This is a genomic window from Burkholderia sp. KJ006 (assembly GCF_000262695.1).
Lineage (GTDB): Bacteria > Pseudomonadota > Gammaproteobacteria > Burkholderiales > Burkholderiaceae > Burkholderia > Burkholderia vietnamiensis.
The window spans coordinates 1754011-1770620 of sequence record NC_017921.1 but is presented as its reverse complement, the minus strand read 5'-3'; the positions used below and the strand labels follow the sequence as shown (position 1 = coordinate 1770620).

At 69.1% G+C, this 16610-nt stretch carries 14 protein-coding genes; 4 read left to right on the top strand and 10 right to left on the bottom strand.

Going from position 1 to position 16610, the window contains the following annotated elements; genetic code table 11:
* Positions 1–34 precede the first annotated feature (34 nt).
* The 7 genes from MYA_RS21800 to MYA_RS21770 are packed head-to-tail and all read right to left on the bottom strand — an operon-like array spanning position 35 to position 7321.
* Entirely contained in the window at positions 35–1099 is a 1065-nt protein-coding gene (locus tag MYA_RS21800) for a 2-aminoethylphosphonate aminotransferase (RefSeq protein WP_011881973.1), read from the bottom strand.
* On the bottom strand, positions 1099–2280 hold the full coding sequence (gene aepY / locus MYA_RS21795; RefSeq protein WP_011881974.1) for a phosphonopyruvate decarboxylase: 1182 nt from the start codon (positions 2278–2280) through the stop codon (positions 1099–1101). Before aepY ends, MYA_RS21800 begins: the two co-directional genes overlap by 1 nt.
* Entirely contained in the window at positions 2277–3962 is a 1686-nt protein-coding gene (gene aepX, locus MYA_RS21790; RefSeq protein ID WP_014725080.1) for a phosphoenolpyruvate mutase, read from the bottom strand. Before aepX ends, aepY begins: the two co-directional genes overlap by 4 nt.
* Positions 3959–4726, bottom strand: a complete 768-nt coding sequence (locus MYA_RS21785) for a phosphocholine cytidylyltransferase family protein (protein ID WP_011881976.1) — start codon at positions 4724–4726, stop codon at positions 3959–3961. Before MYA_RS21785 ends, aepX begins: the two co-directional genes overlap by 4 nt.
* 35 nt (positions 4727–4761) lie before the next feature.
* Positions 4762–5763, bottom strand: a complete 1002-nt coding sequence (locus tag MYA_RS21780; protein ID WP_011881977.1) for an HpnL family protein — start codon at positions 5761–5763, stop codon at positions 4762–4764.
* Positions 5760–6569, bottom strand: coding sequence for a HalD/BesD family halogenase (locus tag MYA_RS21775; protein WP_041494164.1), 810 nt, complete (start codon positions 6567–6569; stop codon positions 5760–5762). Before MYA_RS21775 ends, MYA_RS21780 begins: the two co-directional genes overlap by 4 nt.
* Positions 6566–7321 carry a CDP-alcohol phosphatidyltransferase family protein gene (locus MYA_RS21770; RefSeq protein WP_011881979.1) on the bottom strand — a complete coding sequence of 252 codons (756 nt, stop codon included), beginning with the start codon at positions 7319–7321 and terminating at the stop codon, positions 6566–6568. The genes MYA_RS21775 and MYA_RS21770 overlap by 4 nt, the downstream gene beginning before the upstream one ends.
* A 645-nt stretch (positions 7322–7966) precedes the next feature.
* On the opposite strand from MYA_RS21770, the gene MYA_RS21765 reads away from it, so the two are divergent.
* Both MYA_RS21765 and MYA_RS21760 read left to right on the top strand, forming a co-directional pair.
* Positions 7967–9481 (top strand): acetyl-CoA hydrolase/transferase family protein, encoded by a 1515-nt coding sequence (locus MYA_RS21765; protein ID WP_011881980.1) that lies wholly within the window; start codon positions 7967–7969, stop codon positions 9479–9481.
* 193 nt (positions 9482–9674) lie between these two features.
* On the top strand, positions 9675–10100 hold the full coding sequence (locus MYA_RS21760) for a helix-turn-helix domain-containing protein (RefSeq protein ID WP_011881981.1): 426 nt from the start codon (positions 9675–9677) through the stop codon (positions 10098–10100).
* A gap of 34 nt (positions 10101–10134) precedes the next feature.
* On the opposite strand, the gene MYA_RS21755 is transcribed toward MYA_RS21760, so the two are convergent.
* Entirely contained in the window at positions 10135–11013 is an 879-nt protein-coding gene (locus MYA_RS21755; protein WP_011881982.1) for a helix-hairpin-helix domain-containing protein, read from the bottom strand.
* Between the two features lie 189 nt (positions 11014–11202).
* Positions 11203–12759 carry a sigma-70 family RNA polymerase sigma factor gene (locus MYA_RS21750; RefSeq protein ID WP_014725074.1) on the bottom strand — a complete coding sequence of 519 codons (1557 nt, stop codon included), beginning with the start codon at positions 12757–12759 and terminating at the stop codon, positions 11203–11205.
* A 311-nt stretch (positions 12760–13070) separates the two neighbouring features.
* On the opposite strand from MYA_RS21750, the gene MYA_RS30175 reads away from it, so the two are divergent.
* Together MYA_RS30175 and MYA_RS21745 are read left to right on the top strand one after the other, a co-directional pair.
* Complete coding sequence (locus MYA_RS30175) at positions 13071–13511, top strand: hypothetical protein (RefSeq protein ID WP_081056119.1); 441 nt, start codon at positions 13071–13073, stop codon at positions 13509–13511.
* A gap of 33 nt (positions 13512–13544) precedes the next feature.
* Entirely contained in the window at positions 13545–14369 is an 825-nt protein-coding gene (locus tag MYA_RS21745; RefSeq protein WP_014725072.1) for an SH3 domain-containing protein, read from the top strand.
* Positions 14370–14522: 153 nt separating this feature from the next.
* Here MYA_RS21745 and ilvD read toward each other — a convergent pair whose 3' ends face one another.
* Positions 14523–16382, bottom strand: coding sequence for a dihydroxy-acid dehydratase (ilvD, locus tag MYA_RS21740; RefSeq protein WP_014725071.1), 1860 nt, complete (start codon positions 16380–16382; stop codon positions 14523–14525).
* Positions 16383–16610: the final 228 nt, after the last annotated feature.

Sequence of the window (16610 nt, the reverse complement as noted above, 5' to 3'; positions counted from 1 at the left end):
GGGCCTTTTCCTTGACGCAACCTGCAACCACCACTCACCGCGTCAACGCCGTAAACCCCTCCAGCAACCGCTCGACATCCGCGGCCTCGATCGCGCCCATCGTCGAGATGCGGAACAGCTCCTTCGACAACCCGCCTTGCCCGGCATAGATGACGAACCCGCGCGCCTTCAACCCGTCGTGCAGCGCTTCATACGCCACGCCCTGCGGCAACCGGTACGCACGCAACACGACCGACGATTCACCGTCAGGCAACACCAGCGGCATCCCTCGTGCGGCGAGCCCGGCCTGAACCTGATCGGCGAGCGCCTTGTAACGCGCATGCCGCGCGCGCCAGCCGCCGGCTTCGTCGAACTCGCGCAACGCTTCGACGAGCGCGTAATACGCATGCACCGAAGGCGTAAACGGCGTATTGCGCTGATCCTGCAGCTTCGCCAGCCGGCCGAGATCGAGATAGTAAGTCCGGCTCGCGGCCTTCGTGAGCGCGCTGCGACGCACGATCACGAATGCGGCACCGGGCACGCCGTGCAGGCACTTGTTCGCGGTCGCGGCAACGGCATCGATCACGCCGCCGCCGAAGTCGATCGCCTCGGCGCCGAAGCTGCTCACGCCATCGACGAGCATCCTCACGCCGCGCGCACGGCACACGTCGGCGATCGCACCGAGATCGTTCAACCGGCCCGTCGTCGTCTCATGATGAATCACCGCGACGTGCGAATAGCCGCCCGCGTCGAGCCGCGCGGCGACTTCCGCGACATCGGGCGCCTGCATCCATTCGTGCTTCAGCACGTCGTGCGCGATCCCGTACTGCGTCGCGATCTGCGTGATGCGCTCGCCATATACGCCGTTCTCGATCACGAGCAGCTTGCCGTCCTGCGGCACGAGCGCCGCGATCATGCTTTCGACGGCGGCGGTGCCCGAGCCGGTCATCAGCACGGCGGCCCATTCGGCCGGATCGAGCTCATACGCGGCGACGAGCCGCGCGCGCGCCTCGTCCTGCAGATCGAAGAATTCGCTTTCGCGATGGCACAGGTCCGGTTGCAGCAGGCTGCGGCGCACGCGTTCGCTGAGCGTGACCGGGCCGGGATTGAGCAGCAGCATCAATGGGCTCCTTCAACGTGGGCTTCGGTCCGTGCGGCGCCGATATGCCGCATCAGGCGCGTCTTCACTTCGACTGGCGTGACGGTCGGGCGGGGCAGCCCGTCGGGCACACCGGTGCGGATCGCGACCCGTACGAACTGTGCGCCGTCGGCCTGCGCCGCGAGCGTCGCATCGAGCACGTCGAGCGTGTCGCCCTCGACGGCCGACGCGTAACCGCACGCGGCAGCCACGCCCGCGAACGACACATGCTGCGAGACGGTCGCCTGACCGCCCGTCGATTCGTGCGCGCCGTTGTCGAGCAGCACGTGCGTGAGGTTCGACGGCCCATAGGTGCCGAGCGTCGCGAACACGCCCATGCGCATCAGCGCGGCGCCGTCGCCGTCGACGGCCACCACGCGCAGGTCCGGGCGCGCGAGCGCAAGACCGAGCGCGAGCGGCGTCACGCAGCCCATCGAGCCGACCATGTACAGCTGGTTCGGCCGATCGTCGATCGCATACAGCTCGCGGCCGCAGAAGCCGGTCGACGCGAGCACGACGGTCGAATCGACCGGCGTATGCGCGATCACGCGCTGCAATGCGTCGTGGCGCGTCGGCCACGCGGCCGGCGATGCGGCGCGCGCGCCCGACTGCGCGGCGACGTGCGCGCGCGGCGCGGCCGCCGGGTTCGCCTTCAACTCATACGACGCGACGCTGCCTTTCTGCATCACGAGCGCGTACGGACGGCCCGTCGCGTCCATGTGCGCGACCGCGCGGTCGAGCGCCGGGCCGACCTGTTCGGGGTCGGTCGGGAACGTCTCCCACGGAATCTCCATGGTGTCGAGCATCGCCGGCGTGATCGGCCCCATCAGCGCATGCTGCGGCTCGTCGGGCACGCCCGGCTGGCCGCGCCACGTGACGATCAGCAGCTGCGGCAGCCGGAACGTCCACGTCAACGACGTGAGCGGGCTCACGGCGTTGCCGAGGCCCGAGTTCTGCATCATCGCGATGCCGCGCTTGCCGCCGAGCGTCGCGCCGGCGATCAGTGCGACCGCGTCGCCTTCGTTGGCCGCCGACAGGTAATGCAGCGTCGGATCCTGCAGCACGTAGTTGATGAACGGCGTCAGGTAGGAGCACGGCACGCCCGCGTACCAGTCGAACCCGCGCTCGCGCGCGGCCTCGACGAACTGCGCCGCTTCGATCATTGCGCGCCTCCGTTGGTGGTGCCCGGCTCCGACAGCGGCGTCTGGCCGTGCGCGAAGTCGCCCGCGCGACGGAAGTCTTCGAGATCGTTGACGCCGCGCCAGTGGCCGTGCACGTACTGCACTTCGATCTTCTCGCCGGCGGCGATCAGCTCGTTGAGCAGCGACGGGATGTCGAGCGTGTCGAAGTCGGCGCGCGCCTGCAGCGTTGCGAGCATCGCCTTCAGCCGCTCGACGCCCGCGCCGCGCACGTTCAGCAAGCCGATCCAGCGGCCGTGCGGCGCGCCGGCGGCAACGTCGCTCGACACGCGTTGCAGATACGTCTTCTGACCGAACAGCCCGCGATCGTCGGCCGCCGAGCACAGCGCGAAGTCGCGCACGCTCTGGTTGGTTTCGGTCAGCGACGAATCGACGACGACGCTGAACTCCGCCTCGCTCTCCGCGAGGTCGCGCAGGATGTAGCTGCGGAACAGCAGGTCGCCGTACGAGATCACGGTGTCGCCGGTCAGGCGTTCGGCCGCGCATGCGAGCGACGCGAGCTCGCCCGTCTGTGCATGGCGCTCGTTCACGACCAGCTTGATGCCCGACGTGTCGATCGCGTCGGCGCGATAGCCGCCGACCACGGTGATGTCGTTCACGCCATGCTTCTTGAAGCCGTCGACGAGCCAGCGCAGCAGCGGCTTGCCGGCGACCGGCAGCATGACCTTGGGCTTGTCCTCGGTGACGGCCTCGAGCCCCTTGCCGCGGCTCGCGGCGAGCACGATCGCGGCGTTCGACGCACGCGACGACGACGACAGGTAGATGCGCTCGGCCGCCGAGTATTCGTCGGCGTCCTGCAGGCGGAAGATCTCGTTGACCGACGCGACGCGGTCCTCGACGTTGATCAGCGTTTCGTTCTCGTGGATCTCGCGTGCGACGGCCTGCATCGCGGAGGCCGACGCGCGGATCAGATGGTTCGCCCAGATCACGGTGCTGATGCCGGCCTGGCGGAACACGTCGGTCGGCGTGCTGTAGTACTTGGTCGGCACGATCACGAGCGGGGCCTTGCCGCTCCATTCGCGCGCGAACTGCAGAATCTCGTCGGGGCGCGACAGCTTGCTGTGGATCAGGATCGCGTCGGCGCCGGCTTCGGCATACGCGTTCGCGCGGCGCAGCGCCTCGTCCATCCCCCAGCCGGCGATCAGCGCCTCGACGCGCGCGACGATCGAGAAGTCGGGGTCGCTCTGCGAATCCTTGCCGGCCTTGATCTTGCCGCAGAATTCGTCGATCTCGGCGAGCGGCTGGCGTTCGCCGTCGATGAAGCTGTTGGTCTTCGGGAACTGCTTGTCCTCGATGCACACGCCGGCGATGCCGCGCTGCTCGAGCTTCTTCACGAGGCGGCGCACGTTGTTGAAGTTGCCGTAGCCGGTGTCGCCGTCGAGCAGGATCGGCAAGTCGCTCGCATCGGCCATGAACTCGAGCACGTCGACGACCTGGGTCCAGCTCGCTTCGTTGTTGTCGCGCACGCCGAATTGCGCGGAGATCGCGAGGCCCGACGCCCAGATTCCCCTGAAACCGGCTTCGCGCACGATCCGCGCCGACAGGCCGTTGTGCGCTTCCATCAGGAACTCGAGCTGGTCGCTGACCAGCATGCGGCGCAGGCGCGCGCTGCGCGATTCGGAGAAGTTGGGTTCGCGTGCGTTCATCGTGCGGCTCCTGCGGTCGTGCGTTGGATCAGGGGAAGGATGTCTTGGGTCGCGCGTGCGACGTCGTTCGGGAAGTCGATCTCGATCCACGGCATGCCGGTGACGTCGGCGACGTCGAACGAATGGCCGCCCTCGAGCAGCAGATCGCGGACGGCTTCCTCGTGCGGCAGGTTCGCGCGGCCGCTGTCGACGTAGCCGGCGACGATCGTCGCGAGGCGGCGGGCGGTGGCCTCGGTGAAGCGGAAGAAGCCGACCGATTCGCCGATCGTGTCGTAGTCGAGATCGACTGCGAGCTGTTTGCGCAGTTCCACCGGCACGCCGTTCTTCAGGCACAGCTTGACGGGCTCGTCGCCGGCCTCGAAGTCGCGATCGATCAGCAGGCGATCGACCGGGCGGTCCGCGTTCGCCACCAGCGCGTGCAGGATGTTCTCGTCGTACAGCACGTCGGCGTCCATCAGCAGCACGTCGCCGCCGCGCGTCATCGCGTCGGCGACGGTGTGCACGGTCAGCACGCTGCCGAGGTCGTAGCGCTCGTTCAGCACGATCTCGGCGCTGCGGCCGAGGCGCTTCAATTCCTGCTCGACCTTCGCGGCCTGGAAGCCGAGCCCGAGCACGATTTCATCGACGCCCGCGGCGTCGAGCACGCGCAGATGGCGCTCGAGCAGCGACACGTCGTCGAAGCGCAGCAGGCATTTCGGAAATTGCGCCTCGGGTGGTTGTTGCAGGCGCAAGCCGAGGCCTGCCGCAAGAATGATGGCTCGCATGGGTTCTCCAACCAAAAAGCCGGCGATCTGAACGATCAGTCGGCGAGCGGCTGCGGCGCATGGCGCCGTTGCCAGTTTCTTTCACTGAAATGCAGATAGAGCAGGCCGGGCAGGCCGAGCGCGAGTTCGCGCGCGCGCTTTGCGAGCGACAGCGCGAGCGCCGCGTCGGGCGGCAGTCCGACCAGCGGCGCGAGCAGCAGGTAACCGCCTTCCTGCGCGCCGAGCGAGCCGGGGATCGCGAACGCGGCGCCGCGGATCGCCTGGCCGACGCTCTCGAGCAGCAGCGCGTCGAGCCAGCTGACCGGGTGGCCGAGGAAGTGCAGCGCGAGCCACACCTCGGCGGTGCCGACGATCCAGCCGACGAGGCTCAGTGCGAAGGTCTTCGCGACCTTCGCGCGATCGCGGTACAGCGCGCCGACCGCGTGGTCGATCGCGTCGGCGCGCGTCGCGAGCGACGACCAGTCGCGTGGGCCGAGCAGCTTCGACGCGAGACGCATGCCGCGGCCGAACAGCCCGCGCCGCTGCGCCGCGTAGAACGCGACGGCGAGCGCGCCGAGCACGCCGGTGGCGATCAGCGCCGGCGTGCGCAGGTGCGTGACCGATTCGTGCGTCGCATACGCGCTGAACGCGGCGATGCCGATCAACGCGAACGCCATCTGCGCGAGCGCCTGCATCGTCGTGCTGACGGTGACCGTGGCGGCCGCGTCGGCCATCCGCGTGCCGCGCTGCGCGAGGTAGCGCACCATCAGCACGGGGCCGCCGATCTGACCGGCCGGCAGCAGGCTGTTCACCGACTCGCCGACCCAGCGCGCGCGCAGCGCGTTGCCGAGCGCGGCGCCGGGCTGGCCGCGGCGGAACATCGCCGAGATCGCCAGCGCGTCGATCACAAGCGGCACGACGTGGAACGCCGCGACGAGCGCGAGGCCCCAGCCGGCCGCGAGGAACGTCGACGCGACGGCGCCGACGCCTTGCCACGCGAGCAGCGCGACGAACAATGCCGTTCCGACGGACAGCAGGATCAGGCCAGCGCGTGTCATAACCCGGTCGCGCGTCGCGTCGCCAGCTGCTTGAACACCTGGCGGAAGCCGAAATAGGCGATCGCGTCCTTCATGTTCGAGACGAAGCGCTTCCACGGCCGCATGCCGGGATTGGTCACGTATTCGAACGTGAGGGACACGCGCATCTCGTTCTGGCCGAGCGGGGTGACGCGATGGCGCAGCTTGTCGCCGTCGAACAGCACGATGCCGCCGTCGGCGATCTGCACGGAGCCCGCTTCGTCGGGCACGTCCGGGTTGCGGGTGTGCAGTTCGTAGTCAAGCCGGCACGTCGAATCGTCGATCACGCCGAACAGCAGCGTGTAGCGGCGGCCGTCGTAGTACGACGTGTCGTAGTGCCAGCCGATGTGGTCGCCCGGCTTCGTGTAGTAGTACAGCGCGTAAGCGTGCGGATCGTCGTCCGGCGACAGCATCAGCTTGTCGCCGGTGATTTTCTCGAGGAAGCCGATCAGCGCCTTCGAGCGGTACAGCTCGGCGATGTACGGCGCCTGTTCGTCGATCGTGTGCCGGCTCACGCTGCCGCCCTGCTTGTGGCCGGGCAGGTAATTGCGGTTCAGGTCGGCCTGCATCGCGCGTGCGGCGGCCGCGAGTTTCGCGTGCGCGTCGGGCGGCAGGAAGCTGTCCAGATACAGGAACGATCCCTGGCGCGTGTAGTCGCCGCGCAGGCGATCGGCGTCGAGACGGCCGACGCAGTCGGCCACGGTGCGATCGGGATCGGCCGCCGCCGCGCGCGCAGGCGCGGGTCGTGCCGGGCTCAGCACGGAGTCGTCGCGCGTGCTAGAAGTCATTTGGAAGCCTGGATTTCAGTTTGATTTTGAGTGCCGCCCGGCCGGTCGCTGCGTGCGCGGCCGCTCGACGGGGACATGAAGACCTGCGGCGCGGCGTTCGATTGCGCGGCGCCGTCGCGGCGCACGACGCGCCACCAGTCGATCACGACCCATGCGGCGAACAGCGGCGCGCCGATCGACGCCGCGAGCAGGAACGGCTGCACGCCGTCGACGAGCGTGACGAGCGGCAGCAGGTAGAGGACGTCTTCGGTCTCGAAGCCGCCCGCGAATGCCTGTTTGGTGCCTGCCTTGCCGGCGATCGATTCGATCCGCATCCGCAGGAAGAAGATCAGCGCGACGGCCGCGCCGGCTGCGGCGCCCAGCAGCACCGGCGACGCGATCATCTGGCCGCCCTGTGCGACGACGCCGACGCCCATGCTCACGAACAGCGCGACCGTGACGAGCGCATCGGCGGCGAGGTCGTAAAAGTGACCGATCTTGCTCGACTTGCCGCTGATGCGGGCGAGCTCGCCATCGGTATGGTCGACGAAGTTGGACAGCACGATCAGCAGCGCGCCGGCGTTGATCCAGCCGAAGCCGCCTTGCGCGAGGCACCACGCGCCCGCGACGCCGATCAGCAGGCGCAGGGTGGTGAGGTGGTTGGGGGTAACGGGCGTGTCGATCAGCGGTCGGACGAGCGCGCGCGCGAGCCGCGCATCCCAGGTGCGGGGCAGGGGGGGCTCGGAACGGTTGGCGGTTTTTCTTTGGTCCATCGGCGAAATATATACGGAATTGTAATTTGTTGCTTTTCCTTGGACCAATGTCCTGACATGTGCCTGTGTTACGGAGTATTCCGGGTGTTGGCCAGTTGTAATCCGGGCCCGTGAATTGACGTTCCCGCCTGCGGATCGTACCGGTTCCAGCGGGGTTCGCCGGGCGCCGCCGTCAAGGGCCGGCGGGCCGCGCAGCGGCGCTCGGCGCGGATCCGCGCGGGCGTGCGGCTTTGATCTCGGTCACGGGTCGAGATGGGGCGCCGCGCGACAATTCGCAGCAGCGATTCGCGAAGCGCTCGGCGTGCGCGGATTGCCCGGTTGCCGACGCCGGATCCGGACGGTTTTCGCTCGGTCGACGTTCAGCATTTCGTAAGCTGTCCGGGCGAGAATGGCCGTTTTCTTTCGAATTGCTTTCTGTCGCATTCGATCAAATTACGACCGACTGACACAGAAGTGCCGTTCGATATCAGGCGCATCCGGCAAGAATCTTTTTCATTCGGGCTGACATTTCGCGACGACGGCGTCTGCGATACTCGGACCGTGCCCGTGGTGCCGGGCCGCCCTCGCGGCCCCAAGGGCTTCGCGTCGCTCAGGAGACACCCCCCGCGACGTCAACGACAGACCAGAAGCTTCAGATATATAGCCATGTCTTCTTCACGCATCCTTGCTCCCGCTTTGCGTTCGCTCGTCCGCACCGCCGACGAAGCCGCCGCGATGATCCGTCCCGGCATGACCGTCGCGATGAGCGGCTTCACCGGCTCCGGCTATCCGAAGGCCGTGCCGGCCGCGCTCGCCGCGCACATCGAGGCGGCCCACGCCCGCGGCGAAACGTTCCGGATCAACGTGCTGACGGGCGCGTCGACCGCGCCTGAACTCGACGGCGCGCTCGCCCGCACCGACGGCATCTCGATGCGTCTGCCGTACCAGTCCGACCCGACGCTGCGCGACAAGATCAACAATGGCGAAGTCGATTACCAGGACGTCCACCTGAGCCACGTCGCCCAGTACGCATGGTTCGGCCTGTACGGCGATCTCGACGTCGCGATCGTCGAAGTCGCGGGCATCCGCGAGGACGGCCTGCTGATTCCGTCCGCGTCGATCGGCAACAACAAGACGTGGCTGGAGCAAGCCAAGCACGTGATCCTCGAAGTCAACTCGCGCCAGCCGCTCGGCCTGGACGGGATGCACGACGTCTATTACGGCACCGCGCTGCCGCCGCACCGCAAGCCGATTCCGCTCACGAAGAGCGACGACCGCATCGGCGAACCGTACCTGCGCTGCCCGGCCGAGAAGATCGTCGCGATCGTCGAAACCGACGCGCCCGATCGCAGCAACGCGTTCTCCGCACCGGACGCCACGTCGAAGCAGATCGCGACGCAACTGATCGACTTCCTGCGTCATGAAGTGAAGCGCGGCCGGCTGCCGGAAAACCTGCTGCCGCTGCAGTCGGGCGTCGGCAACATCACCAACGCGGTGCTCGCCGAACTGAGCACGGCCGGCTTCTCGAACCTCACCGCGTACACCGAGGTGATCCAGGACGGCATGCTCGACCTGCTCGACGACGGCACGCTGAGCTTCGCGTCGGCCACCGCGCTGTCGCTGAGCCCGCCGGCCGTGCAGCGTTTCGCCGACGAGATCGCGACGTTCCGCGAAAAGATCCTGCTGCGTCCGCAGGAGATCAGCAACCATCCGGAACTCGTGCGCCGCCTCGGCTGCATCGCGATGAACGGGATGATCGAAGCCGACATCTACGGCAACGTGAACTCGACGCACGTGATGGGTACGAAGATCCAGAACGGCATCGGCGGCTCGGGCGACTTCGCGCGCAACGGCTATCTGTCGTGCTTCATGTCGGCCAGTACCGCGAAGGGCGGCGCGATCTCGCGGATCGTGCCGATGGCGAGCCACGTCGATCATACCGAGCACGACGTCGCGGTGGTCGTCACCGAGCAGGGCCTCGCCGATCTGCGCGGCCTGTCGCCGAAGCAGCGCGCGCGCAAGATCATCGCGAACTGCGCGCACCCGGATTACCGGCCGATGCTCGAGGACTACTTCGAGCGCGCGTCGCGCGAGAGCTTCGGCAAGCACACGCCGCATCTGCTCGCCGAGTCGCTGTCGTGGCACGAGCGCTTCGTGCGCACCGGCTCGATGAAGGTCTGAGCCTGACCGGCGCGGAGTGGGGCGTGCGCCGCGCGTGCGCCCCCGCCGCGCCGTTAATTTGTCGCTGCCGCGCTGCATGCGCGGCGGGCGGCTCCAATCACGCCGCAACCCCCGCGGCGGCACGCACGCGTCGCGCTTGTATCGGAACGGTCGAGCGACTATCTTGCGGCTTCAAGTTCACTCGAGGCCAAGCATGAATCGTCTGGATATCGCCGAGGTCGCGCGCCGCTCGGGGCTCCCCGCCTCGACGCTGCGCTACTACGAGGAAAAGGGCTTGATCGTGCCGAGCGGACGGCATGGGCTGCGGCGTCAGTACGACGCGTCGGTGCTGGAGCGTCTCGCATTGATCGCGCTCGGCCGGGAAGCCGGTTTCTCGCTCGATGACATGCTGGCGATGTTCGGCGCGGACGGCCGACCGGCGATCGACCGCGCGACGCTCGAGCGCAAGGCCGACGAACTCGACCGTACGATCCGCCGCCTCGGCTCGGTGCGCGACGCGCTGCGACATGCAGCCGCCTGTCCGGCGCCGAGCCATCTCGAATGTCCGTCGTTTCGCAAGCTGCTGCGCATCGCCGCGCATCGCGCCCCGGCGCGCCGGACGAAACCGGATAGCCCTTGACGAGCCAGAACGGGCTAGAACGCCGTACGGCCCGTCATCCCGCGTGATACACGCGGCATTCCATCTCGCGTCCTCGCACGACCCGCTTGCCGGCGAGCGCGCCGAGCGTCCCGGTGACGACGGTGCGCAACTGTTCGCGCTGCGTTGCATCGTAGAAATAGAGCGCGACCCAATCGGCGGTCGCGGACGGCTCCTGCGCGCGGGCAGGGCACGCGGCCAGGGCGGTGAAATGCCAGCCGCCCTTCGTCATGTGCATCACGGGCGGCGACACGCTGACGTCCGCGTTCAGGCGGCGCGGCACGAGGGTCGGCAGCATGCCGGCGGCCGCCTTGTTGCGGTACAGGCGATCGATATACAGCAGCAGTTCGACCGGCGGTTCGGTGCCGAGGCCGGCGTCGCGCGCATGGCCTTGCCAGCGTCGGCGGCGGCTCAACACGTCGTCGAGCGCGGCGCGGATGCCGGCCGCGCGCCGCGGGCCGACGCCCGCGATCGCTTCGAGCTGGCCGCTGCGCGCGGCGCGCTCCAGCTCCTCGAGCGTATCGATCTGCAACTGGTCGTGAATGCGCAGCGCGAGCCCGTGGCCGATGCCCGGCACGGCCTCGAACGCGGACACGCGCTCGGCGTCGCCGCGCAGCCGGTCGAGCAGACGCCAGCGGCCGCTCACCAGCAGTTCGGCGATCGCCTGCGCGACGCCGGCGCCGACTGCCGGCAGTGCGCCCAGCGCATCCACGCCGCCTGCATCGAACCGCGCGCGCAGCGCTTCGTCGAGCGATTCGATCGTATCGGCGGACGCGCGGTAGGCGGCCACCCGATACGGATTCGCTCCCTGGTCGGCAAGCAACTGCGCGGCCTCGCGCAGATGGTCGGCGATCTGCCGGTTTTCCTCGTCGGTGTGGCTGATGGTCGTTTCCATGGCGCGGGACCGGGGCAAGCGCAAACGGGATGGACGCGGCGCGCAATGCGCGCAGCACGCTTCATTTCAGCACATTGTCGCGGCCCGTGACGGATGGAAATTGACGCGCATCAACGGCGAACGTCGCGGGCGTGCGGTAGCCCACACGCGCGCGTTCGCACCGGCGCGCGGTGCGCCGCGCGCGGCCGCTCATGCGTCGAGGAACGACTGCGCGCCTTCCGCCTGCGCGGCCGTGCGCAACGTCGCGAGCGCGCGCTTCTCGATCTGCCGCACGCGCTCGCGCGACATTCCGGCGTCCTGCGCAATGGCGTCGTAGGTGTCGGGCTCCGCGCCGCCGAGGCCGAACCGGCGACGCAGCACGTCGGCCTCGGTCGGCGTGACCGAGCGCAGCAGCGAGCTCACGCATTCCCGCATGCGCGTGTTCGCCAGCCGTTCGAACGGGCTCGCCGAGGTCTGGTCCTCGATCAGGTCGACGAGGCCGGTTTCCGCGTCCGGCAGCGGCGTATCGAGCGACAGCGGCTCGGCAGGCAACGCGAGCAACGCGCGCAGCTTGTCCTCGGCGAGGCCGGTGTCGGCGGCCAGTTCGGCCGGCGTCGCGCGGCGGCCGTGGCGCTGGCGAAAGCGCAGCGCATGCCGCTGCACGCGCTGCGACTGGTCGCCGACGTGCACCGGCACGCGGATCGTGCGCGAGCGGTCGGCCACCGCGCGCGCGACCGCCTGCCGAATCCACCAGGTCGCGTAGGTCGAGAACTTGAAGCCGCGCCGGTATTCGAACTTCTCGATCGCACGCATCAGGCCGAGGCAGCCGTCCTGCACGAGGTCCGGCAGATCGACGCCGCGATTCACGTACTTGCGCGCGATCGACAGCACGAGCCGCAGGTTCGCTTCCAGCATCGCGCGCGTGCCGTCGCCCAGTTTCTGCTGGCCGTCGCGCAGCGCGGCGCCGAGCGCGCGCCGCGCGGGCGCATCGAAGCACGCCGCGTCGGTGCCGGCGTCGCCGGCCGCGTTGGCGGGCGCGCGCGCCAGTGCATCGACGACGCGGCTCGCGTCGTCGACGGCCGGGACGGCCCAGCCAAGCTCGCCGAGCAGCGCGGCCACGCGGTTGCGCGCGTCGCGGTATTCGGCCGAACGGCAGCCCTGCGCGTGCAGCGCGCCGCGCAGCGTCGCGAGCGCGTCGCGCAACGCGTCCCGGCGTGCGGATGCCCGCGCGCGCGATTCGTCGTTCGGCGTGTCGTCGTCTTCGTCGCCGGCCGCGTCCGTCGCGCTCGCCGCGCCGTGGCGCGCCAGCAGCGCATCGACCGCCGGCGGGTAGCCGGCGAGCGCGTGCAGGATCTGATGGCGGCCCGTTTCAATTTCGCGCGCGAGCACGATTTCATCCTCGCGCTTGAGCAGCGGCACCGCATGGATACGACGCATGTAGAGCGCCATCGGATCGGTGGACGCACTCGCGCCGCGGGCGAGGTCGCCGAGCAGCGCGCGGCTCTCGTCGAGCGTGTCTCGATCGACGTCGACCGGCGTCGTGCCGACGAACGGCGCGGGCGCGGCCGGCTCGTCGAGCACGTCGATGCCGATGTCCGCGAGCGCGGCGCGCACGACTTCCAGCGCATCGGCGCTGTCGGTGTCGGGCGGCAGCGCGTCGACGAGGTCGGCGTGCGTCAGATATCCCTGCTCGCCGGCGCGCGCGAGCAGCTGGATGATCGGATCGAGGGGCGTGTCCGCCCGAAGCGTGGGGCGTGGCAGGGTCATGTCGATAGCGGCGTGAGCCGCGCTCCTGTATGGGCGGGCCGAAGGTCCGCGGGTTTCAGGTCGCCGGGGGCCGCGAACGCCCGTCCGCGCCGGCCAGCCTGACTCGATATCCAACGTGAGGGCGATCGCGCCAACTTCAATGTCGGCGCGGCAGACGCGCAAGCAGGCGGCGTGCCTGTGGGGCCGCATCGGCCCGATTCATGCGGCGAAACAAAAAGTCACCGATCAAACCCGCAGAAATATGTAGGGGACGTAAGCTAGACACAGGCGCGCGCCGCGCGGCGGCGCGCCGATTTCGTACGGAGCATTCGATGATTTCCCTTTCCGCTGCGAAGCGACCTGCGATGGCGTTGGTCATGCTTGCGCTGAGTGGTTGCTATTACACGGGGCCGTACGGTTATGCACCGTATTACGCACCGGCGCCCGCACTGCTGTCGCAGCGCGAGCTTCCCGTCGCGCCGGCGAGCGGGGCGTCCGCGGCTGCACCGGCGCCGACGCCGGCCCCCGCTCGGGCCCAAGCCCAGGTTCCGGCTCCAGCTCCAGCCGAGCCGCCGCCTGATTACACCTACGCGCCGCCCCCCGTTTATGTCGCGCCGGCCTACGTGCCATATCCGGTCTATTACCCCGCGTACTATCCGGCGTACTACCCCGGCTGGTACGGGCCGCCCATCTCGATCGGCTTCGGTTTCCGCGGATACTGGGGCGGCGGCGGGCACTGGGGCGGCGGACACCACGGCGGCCATCGACACTGAAGGACGCGCGGCTGAACCGCGCGGGAGAGCACCATGAGCAAAACGATCATCCGAAGTCTGTGCGTCGTCCTGTTCGGCATCGCCGCGGCGCCGGGCATCGCCGCCGCGCAAAGCAGCGCCTACACGAACTCGGTCGCGGCGCTCTATGCCGGGCCGGCACCCGACTATCCGGTGGTCGCTCAGCTTCCGCCGGGCACCGCGGTGGACGTGTTCGGCTGCCTGAGCGACTACTCGTGGTGCGACGTCGCGCTGCCTGGCGTGCGCGGCTGGATCGACGCGGAGCAGCTCGACTATCCCTACCAGGGCTACTACGTGCCGCTGATCGAATACGGCGCGATCGTCGGCGTACCGGTCACCGGGTTCGCGATCGGCGCGTACTGGGACCGCTATTACCGCAATCGCCCGTGGTTCCACGATCGCGATCGCTGGGAGCATCGCGCCGAGCCGCGCATCGGTCCGGGAGGGCTCCCGCCGGGACAGGGACACCCGCAGCCGGGCGGCCCGATCCAGCGCGCGCCCGGCGGCGCTCCGCCGCCGCAGCACGATACGCGGCCGTCGGCAACGCGCGGCGGCTGGGGTGGACCGAACCGCATGCCGGCCCCGCAGGCGATGCCCCAGCCGGCGCCGGTACCGCACGCGGCGCCGCAACCGGGCCCGGCAGCCGCACCGCACCCGGCGCCGCCACCCGGGCCCGGTCCAGCCATCGTGCGCCCGGCGCCCGGGCCGGGCGGCGGGCCGCGCATGCCGCCGCCGCAGGGAAACCCAGGCGGCGGCGGTTACGGCGGCCGGTCGCAAGGTGGCGGAAATGCCGGCGGCGGCCACGGCGGCGGTGTCGGCAACGACGAGTTTCGCCGCTGACACGCGGCGCCCGCGTTGCCGCGGGACGAAAAAAAGCCGCTCCGAAGAGCGGCTTGGGCAGCTTGCCGATCCGGCCGGCGGGCTGCGGGTGGGGCTCGGGTAGAGGCCGGGAACGAGCCCGTCTCGGCCCGTTCCCGGCCTCTAAGGCGACGGTCAGTCGTCGAGCAGCGACAGGTCGCGAACCGCGCCCTTGTCCGCCGACATCACGAGCTTCGCATAGGCCTTCAGCGCCGCCGACACCTTGCGCGGACGCGGCTGCGCCGGCTTCCAGCCCTTCGCGTTCTGCTCTTCGCGGCGGCGCGCGAGTTCTTCATCCGACACCAGCACGTCGATCGTGCGGTTCGGGATGTCGATGCGAATGCGGTCGCCGTCGCGCACGAGGCCGATCGCGCCGCCCGCGGCCGCCTCCGGCGAGCAATGGCCGATCGACAGCCCGGACGTGCCGCCCGAGAAGCGGCCATCGGTCAGCAGCGCGCATGCCTTGCCGAGGCCCTTCGACTTGATGTAGCTCGTCGGATACAGCATTTCCTGCATGCCGGGGCCGCCCTTCGGGCCTTCGTAGCGCACGATCACCACGTCGCCGGCCTTGACCTTGTCGTTCAGGATGTTCTCGACCGCTTCGTCCTGCGACTCGGTCACGTGCGCGGAGCCCTCGAACACGAGAATGCTCTCGTCGACGCCGGCCGTCTTCACCACGCAGCCGTCGAGCGCGATGTTGCCGGTCAGCACGGCGAGGCCGCCTTCCTTCGAGAACGCGTGCTCGTACGAGCGGATGCAGCCCTCGGCGCGGTCGAGGTCGAGGCTGGGCCAGCGCGTGTCCTGGCTGAACGCGACCTGCGTCGGGATCCCGGCCGGACCGGCCAGGTAGAACTTGCGCACCGCTTCGTCCTGCGTACGGACGATGTCCCACTGGTCGAGCGCATCTTTCAGCGTCGGCGCGTGGACCGTCGGCACGTCGGTGTGCAGCTTGCCCGCACGGTCTAGCTCGCCGAGGATCGCCATGATGCCGCCCGCGCGATGGACGTCTTCGATGTGGTACTTGTTCGTGTTCGGCGCGACCTTGCACAGCTGCGGCACGACGCGCGACAGGCGGTCGATGTCCCTCATCGTGAAGTCGATGCCGGCTTCCCGCGCGATCGCGAGCAGGTGCAGGATCGTGTTGGTCGAACCGCCCATCGCGATGTCGAGCGTCATCGCGTTCTCGAACGCGTTGAAGCCGACCGAGCGCGGCAGCACGCGCACGTCGTCCTGTTCGTAGTACTGGCGGGTCAGCTCGACGATCCGGCGGCCGGCGCGCTTGAACAGCTGCTCGCGATCGGCGTGCGTCGCGACCACCGTGCCGTTGCCGGGCAGCGACAGGCCGAGCGCTTCGGTCAGGCAGTTCATCGAGTTCGCGGTGAACATGCCCGAGCACGAACCGCAGGTCGGGCATGCCGAGCGCTCGACTTCGGCGACGTCGGCGTCGGAGTACGACTGGTCGGCTGCGATCACCATCGCGTCGACGAGGTCGAGCTTCTTCAGCTCGATGGTCTTGGTGACCGGGTTCGCGAGGCGCGTCTTGCCGGCTTCCATCGGCCCGCCCGACACGAAGATCACCGGGATGTTCAGGCGCATCGCGGCCATCAGCATCCCCGGCGTGATCTTGTCGCAGTTCGAGATGCAGACCATTGCGTCCGCGCAGTGCGCGTTCACCATGTACTCGACCGAGTCGGCGATGATGTCGCGGCTCGGCAGCGAGTACAGCATCCCGTCGTGGCCCATCGCGATGCCGTCGTCGACGGCGATCGTGTTGAATTCCTTCGCGACGCCGCCGGCAGCCTCGATCTCGCGCGCGACCAGCTGGCCGAGATCCTTCAGGTGGACGTGCCCGGGCACGAATTGCGTGAACGAATTGACGACCGCGATGATCGGCTTCGAGAAATCGTCGTCTTTCATGCCGGTGGCGCGCCACAGCGAGCGCGCGCCCGCCATGTTGCGGCCGGCGGTGGAGGTTTTGGAGCGGTATGTGGGCATTGTGATGGCTGAAGAAATATCGCGGAAAAGGGTGGAGGCACGGGAATAAAGGCCTCTCTCGCGCCCGTGCGAACAACCTCTTGAGCTGCGCCCTGGGCAAACGGGGCAATTATCCCACAGCCGCCGGGCGTGCGCCGGCCGTGGGAGCGGGTGGTGGGGCGCTGGGTTTGGCCATTCCATCGGCGATGAGCGGCCGCGGGCCGCGGCGCGCAGGGCAGGCCGTGTAGG